Below are 22,568 nucleotides of genomic sequence, written 5' to 3' on the forward strand. Positions count from 1 at the left end.
GCCTGTGCGTCGCCCAGGAACCATCACTTGAAAAGGACTGCTTTTATTGCGAGAGGAACTTCTCTTGAGCCTGATTTTCTGTCAGGATTTTTCTTATCATGATGTTGTGGCTCAAAAATACTTTTGTCTCTCTCGTCTAGTTTTTTCTCTTTCTCAGAGCATTTACATACACAAATGCTACTGCCGCCATTACAAGCAAGAGCAATGAACCGAGTCCGGTTTCATCACCGGTCTTAACGGTCTTAACGGTCTTAACAGACTTAACACGTGTACCTGCCTTATTAGCAACCTTATCCTTTGCCGATTGTGGAGCCGTTCCGTTATTTGAAATACTTGCTGCAGCTATCATAAACTCCGACTCGCTTGATCCATTATCAAAGTTAACTTTGAGCTTGTGTCTTCCCGGCTTCAGTTTGCTCAGGAATTCTGCTTTGAGGCTAATTCTTACACTTCCTGCAGTCGCGGTGTAATCCTTCTTATCTACCGCTACACCGTCAACTTCAATACCCTTGAAGTGATTGAAGGTGTTCTTGTCGTTAGACTTGGCTTTAATAACGAACAGCATATCTCCGCTTCCCGCCTTCCATACCGGAGTAACGTCACCCAGTATATGATAATCAGAAGGTATCTCTTCTATATTATCGCCGTTCGGTTTCTTGCCATCAATTCTCACAAGATGGATATAGTCAAGTGTCAGTCTTCCGTTCAGATCCTCGACATCATAGCCTTCCCGCACAGGCTGATACACACCATTGCGGTCCTTTTTCATCGTGAACTCGATTTTATCTCTCATCTTGTAGGTGTCATTCTTATCAAGTACAAGCTCATACTTAACTCCACCCTCTACAACCAAATCGAGTCCTTCCCCTTTGCTTGGAGACTTCTTTATCTTGCCGTTATCCTTGCGAATAAGCTTAAATGGAAGTTCTCCCTTTGGCGCATACCCTTCGTTGGATAGAAGAAGTCCTACGGTACACGATGTATTCTCAATTGGCTTGGAGTCCTCGCCATTTTTCAACTTATGAAACACCAGCTTCGAAATAGGCTTCTCCGGAGCATCAAAGCCTTCGTCATAATCGTAGTAAAGCGGATAATCGTTCTGGTACCTGCCGTAGACTCCCATCAGATGCTTGCTTTTGTATGCACCGGTAAGTTCATAATCATTATAGAAAGGATTATTACGTGGCACATCCATGCCGATTTTGTATTGACGTTCAGCCTTGAGCTTGACACCGGATATCTTGCCGTCTTTTACATACAGCTTCTGTGTCCATTCAAACTCCGTCATATCAAACACGTCAATCTGAACTCCGTCAGGAAGAGGCTTACCATCCTCAGTCTCGACCTTGATATCCTTAACATTAACGACTTCTCCTTTGTTCACCTTCTCCTTAGGCCCAGGTGCCGGCTCGGATCCATTTCCTCCTGAACCTGAGTTATCGTCGTGACTGTTAAGCTTTTGAAGCCTAATAACTGAAATCGGTTTGTCCTCTTTCATAGTCTTTGTATGTCTGTCATACCATACGGCTCCCTTTCCTTCCGAAGGAATCGCCATAGGAATAGTATCGAGATTGGGATCAGCATCGATCAGCTTATAATCATTGAATTTTGGTTCATTCCACGAGATGCCGAGTCTATACTCCTTGCCGGTACGCATCGCTATCTTGATCTTGCCGTCTTTTACCTTATATTCCCGCTGGAGGCTAATCTCCGGATCATCGAGATCAAACAGGAATCCATCTTCTATAGGCTTGCCGTCTGTATCGACAACAGCAATAGTTGCTGCAGCCATCTCCGATGTAGATACTCGTTCCAATTTGTGATTTTTTGCAGCTTTTGCCCGAGCACCGACTGCTGTCCCTTTGCCATCTGCAATACCGTTGTTTTTAACAACATGTGCTGCAGCAGCCTTTTTTGTCGTAGCTGCTTCATCCCGATTTCCCGAATCGTCTGCCATAACCTGATATGGTAACATAGTCATTATTATGGCAAAGGATAGGAAAATACCGGATAACTTTGAAATAAGTGTGTGTTTTTTCATGTTATTCTTTCCTTAATCATCATGTAGGTAGTAACGATTGATGCATACAACGCTCATCTCAAGCTGTTCCCCAATCCAGCCCTTGGAATGCGACCAATGCATCGTGCTAATTGTATAATATCGTGCATATTCAAAGGATTGTATTTTTGAATACCTTTCTGTCTGTTATAAATTTAATTTATCGCACGATATATTGACAATTCCTTAATTTATCACCTTGCTTTTACCAACTCGTTTTGTCCTATAACCCCAACTACGCAAGTTTACGCATTTTGGTCTACCCGGCACTAATGTATTCATCATATATTTCTTTATCTACATGCTTCCGTATCTTCCGGCGAACTCCTTTGGAGCGTGCTTTTATCTCTTCACGAGTTTTATCATCTAACTCGATAACTTTTGTGCCACTCTTTTTGACGGTATTTATCTGCCTTTGGATGCGCTTATCTGCCTGCTTTCTGGCATAGATGGTAGCATTAGCGGATGCTTCATCCATAATCTTTTGATCCTTTGCAGATAGCGTATTATAGAAATCCTCATTCATAATAAGTGAAATCATGTGAGGTAGATGATTAGTTTCAACAATATATTTCTGTTGCTCGTAAAGCTTATTGGAGACGATGACCTCATAAGGATTCTCCTGTGCATCAATGGTATGCTGCTGAAGCCCGATATACACCTCGGCGAAACTCATAGGCAGCGGATTAGCACCTATAGATTCCCAGAAGTTCAGATGATAGCTATTTTCCATAGTGCGGATTTTCTGTCCCTTGAAGTCATCTATACTCTGAACCTTCCTGTTTGTGCTCATGACGCGGAACCCTTGGTCTGCTATGCCCAGGAAGTGATATCCACCCTTACTGTAAGTCGTATTTAGGAGCCTTCTGAACCTTGCTTTGTCTAAAATCGCTCTGTAATCATCCATAGAATCATAAATTTCCGGTAAATCGAACACCGCCAGATCAGGCATAAATGTCACCTGCGGGCCGGTATTCTGCACGATGAAAGGTATATCTCCATCTCGGCAGCTTTCGAGAAGATCTCTGTCTCCGCCGAGCGTTGAATTGGGATAAACTTGAATTTTTATACGGCCGTCGCTCAGTCTGTATACTTCAGAAGCAAATTTATCAGCATAAAGCTGGGTAACAGTATCCTCCGGACTTGCTGTAGCGAGTGGTAATGCATAACGCTGCTCCCCGCCGTCTTCTACGGCTTTGACAGCTTTTTTTGCTTTTGACTTGCTGTACCCGGAGTTGCCTGAACTGATAGAACAGCTTGAGAGGAAAAGCAAATGTATTGTTATGAGGATTAAGGTGATGGTCAGCATTTTTTTGTTTTTCATTCCGCATCTTCCTCGTATAATATTTCTTACCGACACATTTTCTTATGAAAAAGTGTCCTACAATAACTCGTTCAACCTTGGATATCCTATAGCAGCGCCAGCGAAAGCGCCGGGATAAATGTTATCAGCACAAGAGCCACGAGAAAATATCCAATCATAGGAAGAGCTTTTTTCGCGATATCCATGACTGAAACATCTGTTATGGAGGCGGCTACAAATAGATTGACTCCGATAGGAGGAGTGATAAAGCCTATGGCCAGGTTCACCACCATGATGACTCCGAATTGGATAGGATTCACGCCTATGTTCGTAGCTATAGGGAGCAGGATAGGTGTCAGGATCAGGATTGCCGGCGTTGTATCCATGACCATTCCTACGATGAGCAGGAATGCGTTTATAATGAACAGGATTATAATCTTGCTGTGAAAATTTGAGCTGATAAGCTCGCTGACTGTCTGAGGCACCTGCATCAGTGTTAGTACTCTCGAGAAAGCCGTAGAAGCGGCTAGGATGAAGAGTATCGGGGTGAAGGTACGAATGGCTTCCTTAAATATTTCTCCGAGATCCTTCAGATGAATACTCTTATATACCAGCAGGCTGATAATAAGGGCATAGAACACGGAGATGACGGCAGCCTCGGTAGGTGAAGCGACTCCCGAATATATACATCCCAGGATAATAACCGGACTCAGAATAGCGAAAAAGCTATCCTTAAGTACGGTTACGAGGCTTCTGTCATGTAGCTTTTGTACTTCCGTCTGAATCCTGAGCTTATCCTCACCATGCTTCCGGCAATAATAAAATGCATAGACCATCAGGAGGATGCCGATGAGCAGACCGGGTATGATACCGGCAATAAAAAGGTCACTGACTGATGCCCCGGATGCCATGCCGTACATGATAAAGGGAATACTTGGAGGGATAATAACTCCCAGGCCGCCTGCGACTGCCACGATGGCTGTCGTGAATTTGAGGTCGTAGCCAAGCTCTGTGAGGATAGGGATGGTCATACTACCTACAGCAGCTACCGTCGCCGGCGCAGAGCCTGAAATGGCTCCGTAGAACAGACAGGTAACAATGACTGCGCAAGGCATTCCGGCCGTGCGATTCCCGAGAAAGTAGGCGAAGACGTCAAAGAGCTTCTTGGAGATTCCACCCTTAGCCATGATGATTCCTGACAGGACGAACATAGGCACCGCCAAAAGAGGAAAGGAATCAAGCCCACCGAACATGGCACGCACCATATATTTCGCACCGACTGTAAATGACGGATCCGCCAGTGAGGGCAGTACTGATGTGATACCGAGAGCGATCCCCACCGGTATGGCGATGATGAGCAGTAGAACGAAGATGATGAAGAGGATACCTATCGACATTTATACTTCACCTCCCCGTTAGTGGAATCAAGGTGTTCTGCATTCGCCTCGATAACAGCATCTGTGCCGGAGCGCTCAGGATGTATAGGATCATAGACATTCTTGCCAATGGCAATTTTGAATTCGATAATCCAGCGCTGCACAATACGAAATGCCACAAAGATGAATGATACAAATGGTGCCGCTTGTATATAGTACATGGGGATTGAGCAGGCAGGAGATACCTGACCGCTCTCCACGGCAGACATCATGTATGAGAACGCAATAGGAATCATATATATGAAGAAAATTAACTCAAAGGTATGGTTCACAATCTTGAAGATTGCGTTGCCGCGTCTGGGAAAGATAGAAACGAACTGTTCAATCTTGATGGATAAACACTTCTTGCTGCAATAGCTGACGCTAAGAAATCCGCTCCATATGAACATGTAGCGGGTTAATTCCTCAGACCAGGATAACGACATACCGAAAACATATCGAGAGACTACTTGTATGCCCATGATCATTGTCATCCCTATGAGAAGTGCGATTAACAGCGATTCCTCCAAGCTTTCGTCGAGAAAATGAATCACTTTCTTCATAGCATTCTCCTTCCGATCAAAACGTTTACAGGATATGTAAATAAAAAGGGAAAGGCTGGGTTCTATAAGAACCCAACCTTAAGCACATTGTATAGCATTTATAACGCGTTGTGCAATAGTGTAAGTACGGTGCTGAGGTCGTTTACACCCATCTGTCCGGGAGCAGATGCCTTTTTCGCTGCTCCGAAGGTGAGCGCTGAGCCGAATACTTCACCGCAAAGTCTCGATATTACACCGGTTCCTGCCATCGACATGGTGATGATAGGGCGATCTGCGTATTCTCTATACATCTCCTCTGTAGCAGCGAGAAGTGTGAGAACATCTTTCTTGCTTGTCGGCATCACCGCAATCTTCGGAATATCTGCGTCCAAATCCTGCATTTTGCGGAGTCGTGAAACGATATCATCCTTATCCGGAGTCTTGTCGAAATCATGATTTGAAGCAACTACCCTGACCCCTGCCTTATGGGCACCGGTGATAATTTTCTTTACGATATCGTCTCCGGTGAACACCTCTACATCCACGAGATCGACGTAATCGGTCTCTGCAGCCTTGATGTTAAGCTCTGCGTAAGCATCCGCCTCAATAGCCTTTTCTCCCCCTTCTTTGGAGGTACGGAATGTCATGAGCAAGGGTAGGTCTCCGAGGGCTGCTCTCAGTTCCTTGAGCGTATCTTCAACCTTACCGAAATCGAACACGCTCTCGAACCAATCGACACGCCATTCGACCACATCTACAGGAAGGTTATCAAGACTCTTGGCCTCGGCGATGATATCTTCTTTTGTAATGCCGACAATAGGTACACAAATCTTCGGTATGCCGGAGCCGATTTCTACATTTCTTACTTTCACTGTCTTCATGTCTATACGTATAATCCAATCATCGAGGATGGTGATTGGATTTTTTTCCTTTCTCCCGGATTCTTCCGGGCATTCAATTACATCTCTGATATATTCCTATCAGGCACTGTGGCTCTGCATCTATATCACTACAGCTTTAACCGGTATGAAGAGCCTCAGACCACACCATTATTCCTGATTAACTTCCACCATCTTCGAATATCGCATGTTTACGAAGAGTCCGAGCAGTACCCCTACTGCCGTGAGTATTATGTTCATCATCATTACACCGGATGGGCTCATCTTTGCTGCGGCTGTCAGTAAAGTATAATTGCAGAGAGAAGACGCTATCATAACGAGTGCTGTAACAGTTCCCTTAATCTTAGGGAAGATCATGTTGCAAACGGATGTTGCGATCTGAAGCAGACCGCCGGCACCTGCCCAGCCGATAAGGAATGCCCCTACGGTGCAGAGAGTCTGGGATTTTACAAGGTATACCGCAATCATCGTCACCAGACAGATCACCGGATAAACGAAGATAAAACGAACGTCTCTAACCTTTTTAGTTAGAAGTGCAGTAACAATGAGTGCGAGGAAGGTTCCAAGCGAATAATATGTCTGCATCTTAGATGGATCTGCCCAACCTACAACGTCTTTGGCGAAGTTCTGTGCGCAGTTCAGCCATAGCTGAAATGTACCGGTAGTCGTAAATCCGATGAGAATCATTGCGATGGATTCAATTGAGAAGTGAGTGGCTTTAATGTTTTGCATAAGCCCTTCCTTCTTCTCTTTCTTAGCATCTGCATCAGGAAGAGGCAAGAAGAATATTAGTGCTGCAAGCACAATATAGCTGAGTCCTGCAACATAGAAAAGTGTGTTGTATGACTTCATACCGGCCGCCGTTGTAGTAACGGTTATTCCTAAAATAAATGGAATCAGCATCTGCGAGATAGATATGAAGAATTTGATTCCCATAGTAGCAACGCCCGGAGCCTTTGAGAATATTTCACTAACACCGGGATATATGCCTGTATCGAGGAATGAGTTGGCTATACCCCCGACAATAGCACAGATGTAGGCTATCTGATAACCTCCGTGTGAGCTTGCATTGAATGCTGCTGCCAGACCGATAAGATAGATAGCGTATGAAAGTCCACCGATGACGCAAGATACGCGTCTGCCCAGCTTATCGGATAACGGGCCTGCAAATGGCAGGGCTATAAGCCGCCCGAGTCCAAGTGCAGCCGAAATAGCTGTGATGGCCATAGCCTCGACTCCCCAGCTCGCAGCAAGTGCATCTTTGATAAGAGCCTGTCCCAAGATGGCAGCTCCTATACCGTGTAAAAAGTAGTTCAAGTACATGACTAATGCACTTGGCAAATATTTCTTGTTCATTTAAGTTCTCCTCACCACAAAGTGTAACTAAATAATTCTGTTCTTTTAATTTCATCACATTTCGTCACAAACGTAGAAACATAGCCTGCCTTTAGCTGTTAAATGTTTAACTAATATTTGTAAATAGTCTATCAATATTTTGAACTGCACTCCAATGCTAATTGATGGCACAATTAATGCACAAAAGGTATCAATGATATATAATCACTATAACACAATGACGTTAATCGAAAACAAATGCATCGGACAGAAGGTTATCGAGGTGTGGCTATGACATTGAATCAATTGCGCTATTTTTTGGCAGTAGCTGAGCATGAAAATTACAGAAGGGCGGCTGAGAAGCTTTATATTTCCCAGCCTTCACTCTCGCGCTCAATATCATCGCTCGAGGCCGAGCTGGGAGTTCTGTTGTTTGATAAGAGCGGCAGAGGAATAGAGCTCACTAAGGAAGGCAGACTGTTCCTCATACATGCAGAGAGAATTATTCGCGAATGTGACGTGGCCCTGAACCGCATGCAGGAAATCGCCAAGGGTGGCGGGCAGGTCGATATAGGTTACGTATATCCGTTGGCCAATCATTATATTCCCCATCTCGTTCGCTCCTTTCTTAAACAGGAAGAAAATGAAGGTATTTCCTTCAACTTTTACCAAGGACATACCCCTGCTATTATCGCTAAGCTAAAGATGGGAGAGCTTGATGTAGGCTTCGGTGGTCACATACCTGACGATGAGGATCTGGATTTTTATCCAATTATAAAGGAAGAGCTGGTTATTATTACACCTAAAGGTCATCCGCTCGACTCTCAAGATTCCATATCCATCAATGAATTAAACAACTACCCTCTCATCAGCTATGAACGTGGTGCATGGATGGGAAAGTATATGGTGCGCCTGTGCGCGAAGCTATCGCTTTCGCCGGATGTTGCATTCGAATGTCCTGATGAACACTCTATTCATGCCCTGGTTTCCGAGGGCTTCGGCATTGCATTGGTACCTAACATCGATGAGCTCGATGAAGGAAAAATTACTCTCCATAGAGTGAAGGATCTTGAGCTCTACCATCACACTTATATGATATGCATGAAGAATCATTTCTTAATGCCGGCCGCCAAACACTTCAAGGAATATGTCGAGGCCGGCTGCATCAAAGAAAAAGAGGAAGAATAATCTCTGAACCTGTAAGATGAAAGTGGACACGAAAAAGGAATAATCTCTATCCTTTTTCTTTTGATAAACATATATCAATTAATAGCTTGTACGTATCAGTTGTCGCACTAAATTGTAATTTTATTTAACAATCTTCTCATATAAAATAAATTTGTCACAAACATGAACCAGCCTATGAAAAATTCTATGGACAAAGAGAGGATTATTATGAAAAAGAAGTATCCGCACATTTTTGAGCCTATTACCGTCAAACGCACTACTATCAAGAATAGAATTGCTATGACCCCTATGGGTAGCAACTATGGAGAAGCAAGCGGAGAGATGAGCAATCGTCACATGAACTACTACAAGCTTCGCGCGAAGGGCGGCACAGGTCTTATCATCGTGGAAAACGCTAACGTGCAGTATCCTGTCGGTTCCAACGGAACCAGTCAGCTGCGAATTGACCACGACAGATTCATGCCTAGATTATATCAATTGGTCGAGAGTCTGCATAAGGAGGGCTCTACAGTTGCTATTCAGATCAACCACGCCGGAGCATCTGCGTCCTCTGCGAGAACAGGTGTACCTACAGTTTCATCTTCTAATATACCTACCAAAGACGGTGGTGAGACCCCGCGTCCGATGACTAAAGAAGAAATCCGGGAAACAGTAAAGAAGTACGGAGAGGCTGCCAAGCGAGCTCAAGCCATTGGTTTTGATGCTGTTGAGATTCACTGCGGCCATTCATATCTGATGTCTCAGTTTATCTCCCCTTATTACAATAAGAGAGATGATGAATTCGGCGGCTCGGTTGAGAATCGTATGAGATTTCCAAGAATGGTACTGGAGGAGGTTCGCAAACAGGTTGGCCCTTGGTTCCCTATCATCGTCAGGGTCTCCGCGGAGGAGCGAGTTCCCGGAGGAAACGAATTGAAGGATACTATCGAGTATCTTCAGTATCTGGATGAATTCGTAGATGTGTATGACGTGTCGGCAGCTCTCAACCCATCATTGCATTATCAGATTGATTCCAATTTCCTTCCTGACGGCTGGAAGCGTTATATGGCAAGAGCGGTTAAGGATGCATACAAGAAGCCTGTCATCAATGCCGGTAACTACAGGGATCCCGCTGTTGTCGAAGAGGTGCTTGCGAGCGGAGATGTGGATATCGTTGGCATCGGCCGCGGCCTCATCGCTGACCCTGAATGGGTGAAGAAGGTAGAGCACGATGAAACAGATATTCTTCGCAAATGTATCAGCTGTAATGTCGGTTGTGCAGGCAATCGTATCGGTATCAACCGTCCTATTCGCTGCACGGTGAATCCGGCAGTTCCTGAAGGTGATATATATAAACGATTGAGAGTGAACAAAAATTGCAATGTAGTCGTAATTGGTGGCGGTACAGCCGGTCTGGAAGCAGCATGTACTGCTGCAGAGGTAGGCTGCAATGTATTTCTGTTTGAGAAATCCGACAAGCTCGGCGGTCTCTCCGAGTTTATCTCTGATCTTCCCGGCAAAACGAGAATGAAGGACTTCCCAAGATATCTGAGGACTAGAGCTGAGAGATTGCCTAATCTATACACTTTCCTAAACACAGAAGCCAGCATAGAGGAGATTAATAAATTCCATCCGGATATCGTTGTAAATGCCACCGGTTCACATCCGGTAGTGCCACCGATTCCGGGACTGCGTGAAAACAGGGCGGCCGGAAATTTAGACGATATCTTCATCATGATCAATAATGTGAATGCCGGAAAATATCCTGAAGAGTTCTGCAGAGGTAAGAAGGTTCTTGTTATGGGAGGTGGAGCTGTAGGTCTCGATATTATAGAGTATTTCGCACCGCTTGGCGCAGACTGCACTATCGTCGATATGCTTCCTACTATTGGCGCTGTCGCTGATCCTATCACCAAGTGCTCGATTAAAGAGACCTTCGAGGTAAATCACGTAAAGCAATATGTAAACACCGCTATTCAGGAGGTAAAGGAGCATTCCATAGTGGTTAAGACACCTGAAGGCAATGTGGAGGAGCTTGAGTTTGACCTCGGCTTCAGTGCCCTTGGCTTAGCCGCATACAATCCTATTCTCGATGAGCTTCACAAGGAATATGATGATACCGACGTTGATGTTTATAATATCGGAGATTCGGTCCGTGCACGTCATATCATGGAAGGAACCATGGATGGGCGTGCCATCCTGAACGTGCTTGATAAGAGAGGTCTTCTGGATCTCAGTGAGATTGAACTTGCATAAAGAATCAGCATACATATATACAACAATTACCGTTAATAGTTAAGCCCTGCGGGGCAAGAAAGAGGTGCAGAAATGCCAAATATTACAGGTCATACAGAGCTGGTCGGTCTAATGGCTTATCCAATCCGTCATACACAGTCGCCGGTAACACACAATCTGGCATATGATAAGAATGGCGATGACGTTATTCAGCTCGCTTTTGAAGTAGATAACGATACACTTGAGCCGGCGGTAGAGAGTATTCGCGCTCTTAAAATGCTCGGCTCCAATATATCGATGCCCAACAAGACAGTTGTTCACAAGTATCTCGACGACGTTGATGAAGCAGCCGGACTGTGCGGTGCTATCAACACAGTTGTAAATACTCGCGATGAGAACGGCAATGTCACAGGAAAACTCAAGGGTTATAATACCGACGGCATGGGCTACTGGCAGGCAATCAAGGAAGAAGGAATTGATTTCAAAGGAATGAGGATGGTTCTCGTCGGCACAGGAGGCGCTGCTACAGCTATCGCGGTTCGTGGCGCCCTCGATGGCATCAAGGAATTACATGTCTTCAACATCAGAGATAAGTTCTATGAGAGAGGTGAGGAGATCGTAGAGCTGATCAACAAGGAAACGAAGTGCAAGGCATACATGTACGACCTCGCTGATAAAGGTAAGCTTAAGACAGAGATGCAGGCAGCAGATATTTTCTGTGATGCTACAGGCGTAGGAATGCACCCTCTTGAGGAACTGTCTAACATTCCGGATGGTTCATTCTTTAAAGAGGATCTCATCGTAACAGATACAGTTTATGCTCCACGCGAGACAGTCATGATGAAGCAGGCTAAAGAGTCCGGGGTGAAGAGAGTCTACAACGGTATGGGAATGATGCTCTTCCAAGCGCTGATTGCAATTAAGTTATATACCGGTAAGGATACAGATGTAGCCTATATGAAGGAGCAGCTGGGCATCTAGTATACTGTGAGCAGGCTGTGCAGACATTGTCCTGTACGAGACCGTTTTCAAGTTTTGTTCAAACTCACGAAAGCGAGCGGGGGGATTTTTCTGTAAATTAGCCTTCCGCGGTAGATAGTGAATGTAGCACTCCATTTGTAAGGAATATGCCTTTAGGACAAAAAGGGACAATTTACTTAAGCATGTCAAGAGAAGCCTTGTGAGCCGGCTTCTCTTGTTGCTTAATATCTCGATATGCCGGTGGCAACTTCTAGTCCCTTTATCCATTCGCCTGATCCTTCTCATGCACAATAATATCACCAGGAGAACATTCCAAGTAGTTACACATTTTATCAAGTGTCGTAAACCGAATTGCCCTTGCACGATTGTTTTTTAGTATTGAAATATTAGCTGGCGTTATATCTATTGCTTCTGACAGCTCGCGAATTGTCACATTGCGACTTGCCAGAACACTGTCTAAATTAATTTTTATTGACATTCTTTCTCTCTTCACAGCCTATACTGTTAACTTGTTATCTTCCTGTAATTCAATATAATTTACCAGAAGTTTTCCTACTGACATAAATGCAAAAGCACATAGGAGGAATACTATCATTAAAACTGATACTCTTACATTAAATACCTCAAATAATCTATCGCCTTTATTTGATAAAGCTCCGTGAATCAGTTCACACAAGAACTCAATCAGGAAGATATTGGCAATTAATCTGCAAGTTCTTGCTTCTTTTAATGTTATGCCATCCTTTATGTTTGGAAACATCCATAGTTTAACCAATACAACAACTATCCCCACTGTAATTACAATTCCGTACAGATATTCCAGAAACACTGCATAGTTAAGAAGTCCAGCTGTAAATATATCAACACTGCCTAGAGAAACTGCCAGAACTGTAGCTAATGTAAATCCTGTTAATATTATTCTTATAGTTTTGTATATTATATTATCTCTGTTCATTTTGGTGCTCCTTTCTTCTTGCGAATTTTACACGGTAAAATATCGAAATGCTTTTCCTCATACCATTACTTTATCTAAATATTACTTCAAAGCATATCGAAAAACAATATGTTTTGATTGTTAAATTGTTTTTTATTAATACATATTTGTAAAGCTTTACTTTTATCAGCTTACTTTGATAATCACGACACCCTCTTGTTCCCATTTTAGGCAAAGCGGAGAACGTCTTGCGGGTTATTTCTTCGCACTTATTATCCACATCCGATTACAAAAAAAGCAACCCTCATCATGCGGCTGCTCTTTTATCTTAATATTATGATGTTGGGATCAAAAGCATATTATCTGAGAAATCGCCTCCATATATTGTTCTTGGCGGTCGCTGATATTACACCATGGTACCGTAAGTTGTGATGTTACCCTTTTGACCCTTACATCATCTGCTTATTATTTAATATTCTTATTAACCTAACTCCTTAAACCAGTGTCATCTGCTCGCTATCTGCCTTCGCTTTCTTAAGCATAGGCTTCTTGGCCGCGTCTTCATCGAGAACCTTTGCGAAGGATACTATCTCATCGCCATCCTCGACCTTCATTATCTTGACACCCTGGGTTGTCCTTCCGGACTTAGATATCTCGTTAGCCCTGATTCTGATGATTACACCGTTTGAGTTGATGAGCATGATCTCATCATCATCGCTTACAAGCGTCGCCCCTACCAGCTCACCGGTCTTAGCAAACTTGGTCTTGTCATAAGTCGCAACACCCTTGCCGCCTCTAGTCTGAACTCTATATTCATCCAGATTCGTTCTCTTACCAAACCCTTTCTTGGTCATTACGAGCAGCTCGCGCTCTCCGGTACTGTCGAGCTCCATAGATACGACCTCGTCGCCGTCATCCAGGCTGATAGCTCTAACTCCGCCTGCACTTCTACCCATGCTTCTAACGTCGTCCTCAGGAAATGTAATAGATTTACCCTTCTTGGTAATAACGTATACACTCTCATCTCCACTTGACTGACTTACGGCTATCAGCTTGTCGTCGTCCTTAAGCGTAATAGCTATGAGACCTGTCTTGCGGTTGGTATCGAACTGAGACATTGGTGTCTTCTTGATAGTTCCGTTCTTGGTAACCATGATCAGATAATTATCATCTGCAAATTCCTTGACCGGTATAACCGCCGTTACCCGCTCTCCCTGGTCCAGGTTGAGGAAGTTGATAACCGGTGTACCCTTGGCAGTTCTGGATGCTTCAGGAATCTCATAAGCCTTTATCTTGTAGACCTTACCTAGGTCGGTGAAAAACATCAGGTAGTCGTGGGTCGAGGTGATGATGAGATCCTTTACAAAATCGGTGTCTCTGGTTGTCAGTCCCACGATACCCTTTCCGCCGCGGCGCTGTGCCTTGTACGTATTTTCAGGAACTCTCTTGATGTATCCGAGGTGTGTCAGTGTAACTGCTACATCCTCTTCATCGATAAGGTATTCCTCGTCTATTCCACCGTCGTCAGCGACAATCTTGGTTCTTCTGCCATCACCGTATTTATGCTTAATCTCGAGAAGCTCATCCTTTATTACCCCCATAAGCTTATGCTCATCAGCGAGGATTGACTTATAGTAAGCAATCTTTTCCATGAGCTCGTTGTGCTCGTTCTCAATCTTCTCGCGTTCCAACCCCTGCAGTCTGGCAAGTCTCATATCGAGGATAGCCTGCGCCTGAACCTCGCTTAGTCCAAACCTCACCATCAGCTTTTCCTTGGCATCGTTGTAGCTTGAACGAATTACCTTAATTACCTCGTCTATGTTATCCAAGGCGATAAGCAGACCCTCTAAAATATGTGCTCTTGCCTCTGCTTTAGCCAGATCGAACTTAGTTCTCCTTGTGATTACTATCCTCTGGTGTTTGAGGTACTCATCTATAATCTCAACCAGCTTGAGAATCTTAGGCTCCCCATTGACAAGGGCAAGCATAATCATGCTGTATGTCGCCTGCAGCTGCGTGTGTTTGTACAGCCTGTTGAGAATTACGTTAGGATTTACATCCTTCTTAAGCTCGATGACGATTCTCATGCCTTCACGGTTGGATTCGTCGCGTATTGCCGAGACACCTTCAACCTTTTTGTTTCTAACCAGGTCTGCCATGGACTCGATGAGTCTGGCCTTGTTGACCTGAAAAGGAATCTCAGTGATGACAATTCTCATCTTGCCGCGAGCTGTTTCCTCTATTTCACTCTTAGATCTGACCGTGATCTTTCCTGTTCCGGTCTCATAAGCCTCCTTGGCAGCCTCTCTTCCGAGAATCATGGCTCCGGTAGGAAAATCCGGTGCTTTAATAATCTTTATTAGCTCATCGTTAGTGCAATTCTCGTCGTCTATTCTCTTAATACAAGCGTCGATAGTGTCACTCAGGTTATGAGGCGGAACGGATGTCGCCATACCTACGGCAATACCGTTAGATCCATTTATCAGAAGGTTAGGCACTCTCGAAGGAAGTACAACCGGTTCCTTCTCCTCCCCGTCAAAGTTGTCCATGAAATCAACCGTATCCTTGTCGATATCACGAACCATCTGCAGTGAGAATGGGCTCATTCTCGCCTCTGTATAACGCATAGCAGCTGCGCCGTCTCCATCGACGGAACCGAAGTTGCCGTGTCCGTCAACCAATGGATACCTAGTTGAGAAATCCTGCGCCATCTTTACCATGGCGTCGTAGATTGAGCTGTCACCGTGCGGGTGATATTTACCCATTACCTCTCCGACAATACGTGCCGACTTCTTATGCGGCTTGTCAGGAGTAGTACCCAGGATACTCATTCCATATAGAATTCTTCTGTGCACAGGCTTGAGTCCGTCACGAACATCCGGGAGTGCACGACCGACGATAACGCTCATCGCGTAGTCGATATAAGAATTCTTCATCTCATCATATATTTCATGAGTGATGATTTTGCTATCTTCTAAAAGCGTACTCATTATCTCTCCTTAATGTCCATTAAATATCTAATGTAGCGTATCTTGCATTATCTTCAATGAACTTCTTTCTTGGTGGAACCTTATCTCCCATCAGCGTTGTAAATATCTCATCTGCTGCAGTTGCATCCTCAATCTTAATCTGTACGAGTGTTCTGTGGTTGTAGTCCATAGTAGTCTCCCACAGCTGATTAAAGTCCATCTCACCAAGACCTTTATATCTCTGAATCTCTATCTTAGTGCTCTTATTATGTGCCTTGAGTTCAGCCAGTAGCTTGTCCTGCTCAGCATCTGAATAAGTGTAATGAATCTCCTTCCCCTGCTTTACTCTGAATAGCGGTGGCTGCGCAGCATAAACATACCCCTTCTCGATCAGAGGAGTCATAAACCTATAGAAGAATGTCAGAAGAAGCGTTCTGATATGAGCGCCATCGACGTCGGCATCTGTCATGATGATAATCTTGTGATATCTGAGCTTGTCAATATCGAAGTTGCTGCCGACTCCGCATCCGAATGCAGTTATCATGTTCTTAATCTCGTCCGAGTTCAAAATTCTGTCTGCTCTCGCCTTCTCAACATTGATAATCTTACCTCTCAGCGGAAGTACTGCCTGGCGCTTACGATCTCTTCCTGACTTAGCGCTGCCGCCGGCGGAATCTCCCTCTACAAGGAAAATCTCGGAAAGTGCAGGATCCTTTTCCGAGCAGTCTGCAAGCTTCCCGGGAAGAGATGTTGTCTCGAGTACCGATGTCTTACGAGTAATCTCTCTGGCCTTTCTTGCAGCCTCTCTGGCACGTGCTGCTTTAAGACATTTATCGAGTATCAGCTTGGCTTCCTTAGGGTTTTCATCGAGGTAGAACGACAAATTCTCGTTCATGTTGCTCTCTACAAAACCTCTTACCTCGCTGTTGCCGAGCTTAGCCTTGGTCTGCCCTTCAAACTGTGGATTTGTAAGCTTAACGCTGACGATTGCTGTCAGACCCTCTCTTACATCCTCACCCTGCAGAGAATCATCGTTTTCCTTGAGAATCTTGCTTCTTCTAGCGTAATCGTTGACAGTTCTGGTAAGAGCTGCTCTAAATCCCATCAGATGGAAACCGCCCTCGATTGTATTTATGTTATTAGCATAAGAAAGTGTCAGCTCGCTGTACCTATCTGTGTACTGCATAGCGACTTCCACCTCGTATCCGTCCTTCTCATACTCAAAATAGAATATCTTGTTGTTGACAACACCCTTATTCTTATTGAGATATTGCACGAATTCGATAATTCCGCCCTCATAGTGGAAGCTTTCTCTCTTCTCCTTCCCCTCTCTCTTATCCTCAATAGAAATTCTCAATCCCTTATTGAGGAAAGCCATCTCACGCATACGACGCTGTAGGATGTCGTACTCGAATACAGTTCCATCAAAAATTTCCGGGTCCGGCCAGAATGTTGTCTTTGATCCTGTATCCTTAGAGGTTCCGATAACCTCCAGCTTAGTTACTGTCTTCCCTCGTTTGTACTCCTGCCTGTAGAGCTTGCCGTTACGCTTAACCTCTACAATCATGTGAGTTGAAAGAGCATTAACGACGGATGCACCTACTCCGTGCAAACCGCCGGAAACCTTATAACCTCCACTTCCGAATTTACCTCCGGCATGCAGCTGTGTGTGAATAACCTCAACAGCCGGAATCCCCAATTTGGGGTGAACGTCTACAGGCATTCCACGTCCATCATCGGTAACAGTTATCGAATTATCTTCATTTATCGTTACTGTAATGTGCTTACAATATCCGGCAAGTGATTCATCGACAGAGTTATCAACAATCTCGTATACGAGATGATGAAGTCCCGCAGGCCCTGTACTACCAATATACATACCAGGTCTTACTCTTACAGGCTCTAGTCCTTCAAGTACTGTGATCTGAGAGGCATCATACTTTTGTTGCTTTTTTTCCGCGCTCATATTGACCTTCCTTTTCATATTTCTAACCCATTTATTTTAGCATAGAGGCTCTAAAATATCAATAAAGGTAGTTTTACCCTTTTAATGAATAAAACTACCTTAAATCGCCTATATTTCGATATTTTTACAATTTATCGTCCTTTTATAACTATAAATTCCTTATTTTTATATAAGCGTCCCGTTTTTTACTTTAAAAATATTGCCGCCCTCCATACCCTGCAGGAGCTCCGAGTTCACCTCAGTTGTCGTAAGAAATAACTGGACATCCTCTATCTCATTTAACAGATAGCTCTGTCTCTCTCTATCGAGCTCTGACAATACATCGTCCAGCAGTAGTACAGCGTTTTCACCTAGAATCATCTCTGCAATCTGAATTTCAGCCAACTTGAGAGCCAAGGCAACTGTTCGCTGCTGCCCTTGAGATCCGAACTTCTTGGCATCTATGCCATTGATATAGAAATCAAGGTCGTCACGATGCGGACCAATACTGCAGTGACCATTATATATATCCTTTTCTCTTGAATTAATTATCTCATCTAATATGTTTTCAGCAGCGACCGACTCGACGTATTTGATTGATAGTGTCTCACGTTCCTTTGATATGTTGCTCTGTATCTTTGATGCCTTTTCAGACAGCATAGCTACAAACTCACGGCGACTCTTAATAATCTCACCACCGTACTGAGCCAGCTGCATATCATATATCTCAAGCATATCCATCATCTTGCCATCTGTACCCGGTGTTCTCAGCTGTTTGATCAGAGAATTTTTATGACGCAGCACTTCCTTATAATTGCGCAGCGCATCAAAATAGCTGGGTCTGAGCTGGCTTATCTCTTTGTCAATAAAATTTCTGCGCTTCTCGGGACTGTCCTTTATAATTCTCAGGTCATCCGGTGAAAAAACGACAACAACTAAATTGTTCAGCAGCTCCGCAGTCCTGTGAAGGAACTTATTATCCTTCTTAATCATCTTCTTGCCACTATTATTGATTGTTATGCTTATTTTCTTATCTATATCATCGCTAACCGCTTCAGCCGTGATATTGCAGCTATCCTCTCCAATTTTAATGAGATCAGTAGAATTGTTAGTACGAAAAGAACGCGCAAACGCGCAGAGATATATAGCCTCTATCAGGTTAGTCTTACCCTGCGCGTTCTCACCCATTATTATATTTCGTTTGCCATCGAACTCTGCCTTGAGCTCGACGTAATTTCTGAAATTTTTTAATTTTATACTATCTACTCTCATCCGAAATTATCCCATTATCAGTTAATTCTTACAGGAAGCACCAGATATAGATAGGTGTCTCCCTTGAGAGGTGTAATGATACAAGGCTTTACACTGTCGCTCATGTTGAGGATAATTTCCTCATCGTCGATAACCCTGAGCACGTCCATCATGTATTTGGAGTTAAATCCAATCTCAATATTTTCTCCATCCTTCATAATCTCGACCATCTCCTTGATACTGCTCTTCTCGGATAGAGATGTAATCTCAATCTGCTCATCCTCTATATTGAGTTTAATGAGGTTGTTGTTCTGCTCCGAAGCAATGATAGCAGCTCTATCGATACTCTTCATGAGCTCAATTCTGCTTGTTCTAATCTTAATTGTGGTTTCAGATTTGATAATCCTGCTGTAGTCTATGTAATTTCCGTTAAGAGTGTTGAGAATCACTCTGTTGTTATCGAACAGCATCACTACCTTATTATCCACAATTTCCATAAACAGCTGCTCGTCATTGTCATCATCGCTGATAATCTTGGATACCTCTCCGAGAAGCTTTGCCGGAACTACAATGCTCATCTTTTCATCTGTATCCACCTTAGCATTGTAAATAGCCATTCTAAATGTATCCACGGCTACCATACGCAGATTTCCGTCGCCAAGGTCGATGAGAATACCCGTAAGCACTCCGTTAAGCTCATCAGCACTGGCCGAAAACGATGTCTTGCGAATGAGGTTTTTGATATCTCTCTTGGAAAGGATAAGCTTCTTACCTTCCCCTATATTAAATCTTGGAAACTCATCAGCGGAGAAACAGTTAAATGTCGAAGAAGATTTACCGCTGTTGATCTTAATCTGATTCTTCTCGTGATTGTAGTCCATCAGAATCTCCTCTTCAGGGAGCTTGCTCACGATGTTGGCAAAATTCTTTTCTTCTATTACAAATGAAACATCGCCTTCGCTGTCAACAGGAATGTTTGACTCGATAGTCATATTAGTATCTGTAGCTGTTAGATACATCCTGTCATCTTTAGTTTCAATAAGTATTCCCTCTAATATAGGGGATGGTGTTCTTGTAGGAATCGAATGAGATACGTTATTGATTGCTCTGTTCAGTTCACTTCTGGTGCAGTATATTTTCATCGAAATTCCCTTTCTTTATATATTATATATTTAGTAATAATAGTAGGGGCTGTTGACAGTGTGGATAACTTTGTTTTTACTTATATTATCTCGCATTGCCATCAAAAATCATATTGATAACCCCTGATGATAAACGGTTCATAAAATATGGATAAATAAAAAGTGACTTTTTATTATTATAAATCGTTATAAATTATGCTTATTTAACTTCTTATTAATATCATCTATATCGCGTTTGATGAGCTCGTCTTCCTGATATAGATTCTGAATTTTGGTGCAGTTGCTCATAACCGTCGAGTGATCCCTGCCACCAAATATCTCACCAATCTTTGAGAACGACAGGTCTGTGCTCTCGCGACAGATGTACATAGCTACCTGCCTAGCCAGAGCAATTTCAGCAGTTCTGCGTTTAGAATCTATGTCTGAAACCTTGATATCATAGTGAGAAGCGACGGTAGACCTGATCCTCTCAGGAGCAATGGCCTTGTCGGTGTCTCTGTAGATGTCCTTGAGGACAATCTTGGCAAAATCAAGGTCTATCTTGTTGTTCATAATCTCAGAGAAGCTGATCATACGGTTCATTGCTCCTTCAAGCTCCCTTATATTATACTTTATCTTCTCTGCGATCAGGTTGCAAACCTCCTCAATATCTCTGTCGAGGGTTATGTCAGCGAGCTCTATCTTCTTCTTGAGTATTGCTACTCTCGTCTCAAAGTCAGCTGGCTGAACGTCTGCAGTTATTCCAAATCCGAATCTGGTTGTCAGCCTTTCATCGAGCTTCTGCAGGTTGCTCGGTGGCCTGTCACTGGATATTACAATCTGCTTGTTGTTCTCATACAGAGTATTAAATGTGTGGAAAAACTCCTCCTGTGTAGCTTCCTTGCCTTCCAGGAACTGAATATCATCTATCAGCAGGACATCAATCTTACGATACTTTTCCTTAAACTGGTTGGTATTCTGAGTATTGATAGCTTCTATCAGTTCATTCGTAAAGGTCTCGGACGATATGTATAGGACATTTGAAGAAGGATCGTTCTTGATAACGTGAATTCCTATAGCCTGCATCAGGTGGGTCTTACCTAGACCTGATCCACCGTAGAGAAACAGAGGGTTATACGCCTCTGCCGGAGATTCGGCAACCGCAAGGGAAGCAGCGTATGCGAATTTGTTGTTACCACCTACTACGAAGTTTTCAAAGTTATATCTAGGGTTAAAAAGCTTTGAATTATCCTTAAAAGGTGCTTTTTTTATCTTTCTCTTTTTCTCAATCTTGTTGCTTTTATACTCTTCCTTGGATTTTATAATAACCTGAAAATCATCACCGAGCAGCTTCAAGAATATATCTTCTATATTGATGATGTATTTTTCTCTCAAAAACTTGATGATGCTGATATCCTCAAGCTGTATATATATGATCTTATTATCTAAATCCAGTTTATACAGAGAAAGATCTGAAAAGAACATATCGAAGCTGAGTCTGCTTGTGGATTTCTTGATTTCCTCTATGAATGATTCCCATATCTTGTTAGTGTCCAATGTACCGCCTCCTAGGTGAATAAACATATTTTACACAAATCAATCCACAACGGCAATAATGCTGAAGTCTATAAAATGACTGTATTAGCACGATTCAAAAATAAAGTTATGCACATGTTGTGGATAACTTTGTTAATAAGTTGGAATGACCACAAAATATAGTGTGTCGTAAAATTTCAGAAAAAAATAAAATTTTTTTTAATGAAAGAGCAGTTGAGAAAAGGCGTTTTCATTGACTTTATTGAGGTTCAAAAGTATAATACCTTGATGTATGTGCCTTTGGAATTTAGAAGACACAACTATATTTAGATTATATCAAACATTGATATGGAAGGAGATAATGGCAATGAAAAGAACTTACCAGCCTAAGAAAAGGCAGAGACTTAAGGAGCACGGGTTCAGAAAGAGAATGGCAACTGCAAGTGGCAGAAAGGTTCTCAAGAGGAGAAGAGCAAGAGGAAGAAAGAAACTCACAGCTTAACAGCTGACAGAAAGTGATGTGATCATGCTCAGAAAGTCAACACTGAGGAAACAGCAAGATTTCAAGCTCGCCTATAATAAAGGTGAATCTAAGGTCTCGAGGTTCATGGTTGTTATCTATAGGAAGAACAATCTGCCGTATTCGCGGATTGCATATGTATCCAGTAAGAAGGTTGGCAACAGTGTTAAACGGAATAGATCAAGAAGGCTGATGAAGGAATCATATAGGCTGCTCAATCGTCGAATAAGAAACGGATATGATGTTGTTTTTATAGCTAGAAATTCTATCAATGGTCACAAGTGTGATGAAGTTAGAAGGTCAATGTACGGGGTTCTACGTGCGGCAAATCTTCTAGACAGCAAAGGGCTTTAAAA

18 protein-coding genes are annotated in these 22,568 nt (G+C 43.2%); 5 read left to right on the forward strand and 13 right to left on the reverse strand.

Going from position 1 to position 22,568, the window contains the following annotated elements; genetic code table 11:
* Nucleotides 1-136 precede the first annotated feature (136 nt).
* The 6 genes from HMPREF1152_RS01805 to HMPREF1152_RS01830 form a co-directional block, all read right to left on the reverse strand.
* Nucleotides 137-2,041: a hypothetical protein gene (locus HMPREF1152_RS01805; protein WP_009643351.1), complete on the reverse strand. Its 1,905-nt coding sequence runs from the start codon at nucleotides 2,039-2,041 to the stop codon at nucleotides 137-139.
* 277 nt (nucleotides 2,042-2,318) lie between these two features.
* Complete coding sequence (locus HMPREF1152_RS01810) at nucleotides 2,319-3,383, reverse strand: TRAP transporter substrate-binding protein (RefSeq protein WP_009643338.1); 1,065 nt, start codon at nucleotides 3,381-3,383, stop codon at nucleotides 2,319-2,321.
* A gap of 86 nt (nucleotides 3,384-3,469) precedes the next feature.
* Entirely contained in the window at nucleotides 3,470-4,759 is a 1,290-nt protein-coding gene (locus HMPREF1152_RS01815; RefSeq protein ID WP_009643431.1) for a TRAP transporter large permease, read from the reverse strand.
* Nucleotides 4,750-5,340, reverse strand: coding sequence for a TRAP transporter small permease (locus HMPREF1152_RS01820; RefSeq protein WP_009643406.1), 591 nt, complete (start codon nucleotides 5,338-5,340; stop codon nucleotides 4,750-4,752). Before HMPREF1152_RS01820 ends, HMPREF1152_RS01815 begins: the two co-directional genes overlap by 10 nt.
* A gap of 98 nt (nucleotides 5,341-5,438) precedes the next feature.
* Complete coding sequence (gene aroD, locus HMPREF1152_RS01825) at nucleotides 5,439-6,200, reverse strand: type I 3-dehydroquinate dehydratase (protein ID WP_009643504.1); 762 nt, start codon at nucleotides 6,198-6,200, stop codon at nucleotides 5,439-5,441.
* 168 nt (nucleotides 6,201-6,368) lie between these two features.
* The gene (locus HMPREF1152_RS01830; protein ID WP_009643371.1) at nucleotides 6,369-7,574 is read right to left on the reverse strand and encodes an MFS transporter; all 1,206 of its coding nucleotides are present in this window, start codon (nucleotides 7,572-7,574) and stop codon (nucleotides 6,369-6,371) included.
* 237 nt (nucleotides 7,575-7,811) lie between these two features.
* Here HMPREF1152_RS01830 and HMPREF1152_RS01835 point away from each other — a divergent pair, with 237 nt between their 5' ends.
* From HMPREF1152_RS01835 to HMPREF1152_RS01845, 3 genes are all read left to right on the forward strand, one after another.
* Entirely contained in the window at nucleotides 7,812-8,741 is a 930-nt protein-coding gene (locus tag HMPREF1152_RS01835; protein ID WP_156791933.1) for a LysR family transcriptional regulator, read from the forward strand.
* A 207-nt stretch (nucleotides 8,742-8,948) separates the two neighbouring features.
* The gene (locus HMPREF1152_RS01840) at nucleotides 8,949-10,976 is read left to right on the forward strand and encodes an oxidoreductase (RefSeq protein WP_009643426.1); all 2,028 of its coding nucleotides are present in this window, start codon (nucleotides 8,949-8,951) and stop codon (nucleotides 10,974-10,976) included.
* Nucleotides 10,977-11,048: 72 nt separating this feature from the next.
* Nucleotides 11,049-11,936 (forward strand): shikimate 5-dehydrogenase, encoded by an 888-nt coding sequence (locus tag HMPREF1152_RS01845; protein ID WP_009643476.1) that lies wholly within the window; start codon nucleotides 11,049-11,051, stop codon nucleotides 11,934-11,936.
* A 259-nt stretch (nucleotides 11,937-12,195) separates the two neighbouring features.
* Here HMPREF1152_RS01845 and HMPREF1152_RS01850 read toward each other — a convergent pair whose 3' ends face one another.
* From HMPREF1152_RS01850 to dnaA, 7 genes are all read right to left on the reverse strand, one after another.
* Nucleotides 12,196-12,429, reverse strand: coding sequence for a helix-turn-helix domain-containing protein (locus HMPREF1152_RS01850; protein WP_330368068.1), 234 nt, complete (start codon nucleotides 12,427-12,429; stop codon nucleotides 12,196-12,198).
* A gap of 3 nt (nucleotides 12,430-12,432) precedes the next feature.
* A complete protein-coding gene (locus HMPREF1152_RS01855; protein WP_009643449.1) occupies nucleotides 12,433-12,891 on the reverse strand; it encodes a hypothetical protein in 459 nt (152 codons plus the stop codon).
* A 473-nt stretch (nucleotides 12,892-13,364) separates the two neighbouring features.
* Entirely contained in the window at nucleotides 13,365-15,860 is a 2,496-nt protein-coding gene (gyrA, locus tag HMPREF1152_RS01860; protein ID WP_009643446.1) for a DNA gyrase subunit A, read from the reverse strand.
* Between the two features lie 19 nt (nucleotides 15,861-15,879).
* The gene (gyrB, locus tag HMPREF1152_RS01865) at nucleotides 15,880-17,805 is read right to left on the reverse strand and encodes a DNA topoisomerase (ATP-hydrolyzing) subunit B (RefSeq protein WP_036380481.1); all 1,926 of its coding nucleotides are present in this window, start codon (nucleotides 17,803-17,805) and stop codon (nucleotides 15,880-15,882) included.
* A gap of 165 nt (nucleotides 17,806-17,970) precedes the next feature.
* A complete protein-coding gene (recF, locus tag HMPREF1152_RS01870; protein WP_009643393.1) occupies nucleotides 17,971-19,056 on the reverse strand; it encodes a DNA replication/repair protein RecF in 1,086 nt (361 codons plus the stop codon).
* Nucleotides 19,057-19,073: 17 nt separating this feature from the next.
* Nucleotides 19,074-20,177, reverse strand: a complete 1,104-nt coding sequence (gene dnaN / locus HMPREF1152_RS01875; protein WP_009643495.1) for a DNA polymerase III subunit beta — start codon at nucleotides 20,175-20,177, stop codon at nucleotides 19,074-19,076.
* Nucleotides 20,178-20,363: 186 nt separating this feature from the next.
* Nucleotides 20,364-21,713 (reverse strand): chromosomal replication initiator protein DnaA, encoded by a 1,350-nt coding sequence (gene dnaA, locus HMPREF1152_RS01880; RefSeq protein ID WP_009643401.1) that lies wholly within the window; start codon nucleotides 21,711-21,713, stop codon nucleotides 20,364-20,366.
* 346 nt (nucleotides 21,714-22,059) lie between these two features.
* On the opposite strand from dnaA, the gene rpmH reads away from it, so the two are divergent.
* Both rpmH and rnpA read left to right on the forward strand, forming a co-directional pair.
* Entirely contained in the window at nucleotides 22,060-22,194 is a 135-nt protein-coding gene (gene rpmH, locus HMPREF1152_RS01885) for a 50S ribosomal protein L34 (protein WP_009643474.1), read from the forward strand.
* Between the two features lie 24 nt (nucleotides 22,195-22,218).
* A complete protein-coding gene (rnpA, locus tag HMPREF1152_RS01890) occupies nucleotides 22,219-22,566 on the forward strand; it encodes a ribonuclease P protein component (RefSeq protein WP_009643515.1) in 348 nt (115 codons plus the stop codon).
* The last annotated feature ends 2 nt before the right edge of the window (nucleotides 22,567-22,568 follow it).

The sequence above is a fragment of the Mogibacterium sp. CM50 genome (genome assembly GCF_000293155.1).
Lineage (GTDB): Bacteria > Bacillota > Clostridia > Peptostreptococcales > Anaerovoracaceae > Mogibacterium > Mogibacterium timidum.

Bases quoted from the DNA above. Each gene is read 5' to 3' on its own strand.
- HMPREF1152_RS01820 (WP_009643406.1), bottom strand. From the start codon at position 5,340: ATGAAGAAAGTGATTCATTTTCTCGACGAAAGCTTGGAGGAATCGCTG.
- rpmH (WP_009643474.1), top strand. From the start codon at position 22,060: ATGAAAAGAACTTACCAGCCTAAGAAAAGGCAGAGACTTAAGGAGCAC.
- HMPREF1152_RS01815 (WP_009643431.1), bottom strand. From the start codon at position 4,759: ATGTCGATAGGTATCCTCTTCATCATCTTCGTTCTACTGCTCATCATC.
- HMPREF1152_RS01855 (WP_009643449.1), bottom strand. From the start codon at position 12,891: ATGAACAGAGATAATATAATATACAAAACTATAAGAATAATATTAACA.
- HMPREF1152_RS01845 (WP_009643476.1), top strand. From the start codon at position 11,049: ATGCCAAATATTACAGGTCATACAGAGCTGGTCGGTCTAATGGCTTAT.
- recF (WP_009643393.1), bottom strand. From the start codon at position 19,056: ATGAGAGTAGATAGTATAAAATTAAAAAATTTCAGAAATTACGTCGAG.
- rnpA (WP_009643515.1), top strand. From the start codon at position 22,219: ATGCTCAGAAAGTCAACACTGAGGAAACAGCAAGATTTCAAGCTCGCC.
- HMPREF1152_RS01840 (WP_009643426.1), top strand. From the start codon at position 8,949: ATGAAAAAGAAGTATCCGCACATTTTTGAGCCTATTACCGTCAAACGC.
- HMPREF1152_RS01810 (WP_009643338.1), bottom strand. From the start codon at position 3,383: ATGAAAAACAAAAAAATGCTGACCATCACCTTAATCCTCATAACAATA.
- gyrB (WP_036380481.1), bottom strand. From the start codon at position 17,805: ATGAGCGCGGAAAAAAAGCAACAAAAGTATGATGCCTCTCAGATCACA.
- aroD (WP_009643504.1), bottom strand. From the start codon at position 6,200: ATGAAGACAGTGAAAGTAAGAAATGTAGAAATCGGCTCCGGCATACCG.
- HMPREF1152_RS01835 (WP_156791933.1), top strand. From the start codon at position 7,812: ATGCATCGGACAGAAGGTTATCGAGGTGTGGCTATGACATTGAATCAA.
- dnaN (WP_009643495.1), bottom strand. From the start codon at position 20,177: ATGAAAATATACTGCACCAGAAGTGAACTGAACAGAGCAATCAATAAC.
- HMPREF1152_RS01805 (WP_009643351.1), bottom strand. From the start codon at position 2,041: ATGAAAAAACACACACTTATTTCAAAGTTATCCGGTATTTTCCTATCC.
- HMPREF1152_RS01830 (WP_009643371.1), bottom strand. From the start codon at position 7,574: ATGAACAAGAAATATTTGCCAAGTGCATTAGTCATGTACTTGAACTAC.
- gyrA (WP_009643446.1), bottom strand. From the start codon at position 15,860: ATGAGTACGCTTTTAGAAGATAGCAAAATCATCACTCATGAAATATAT.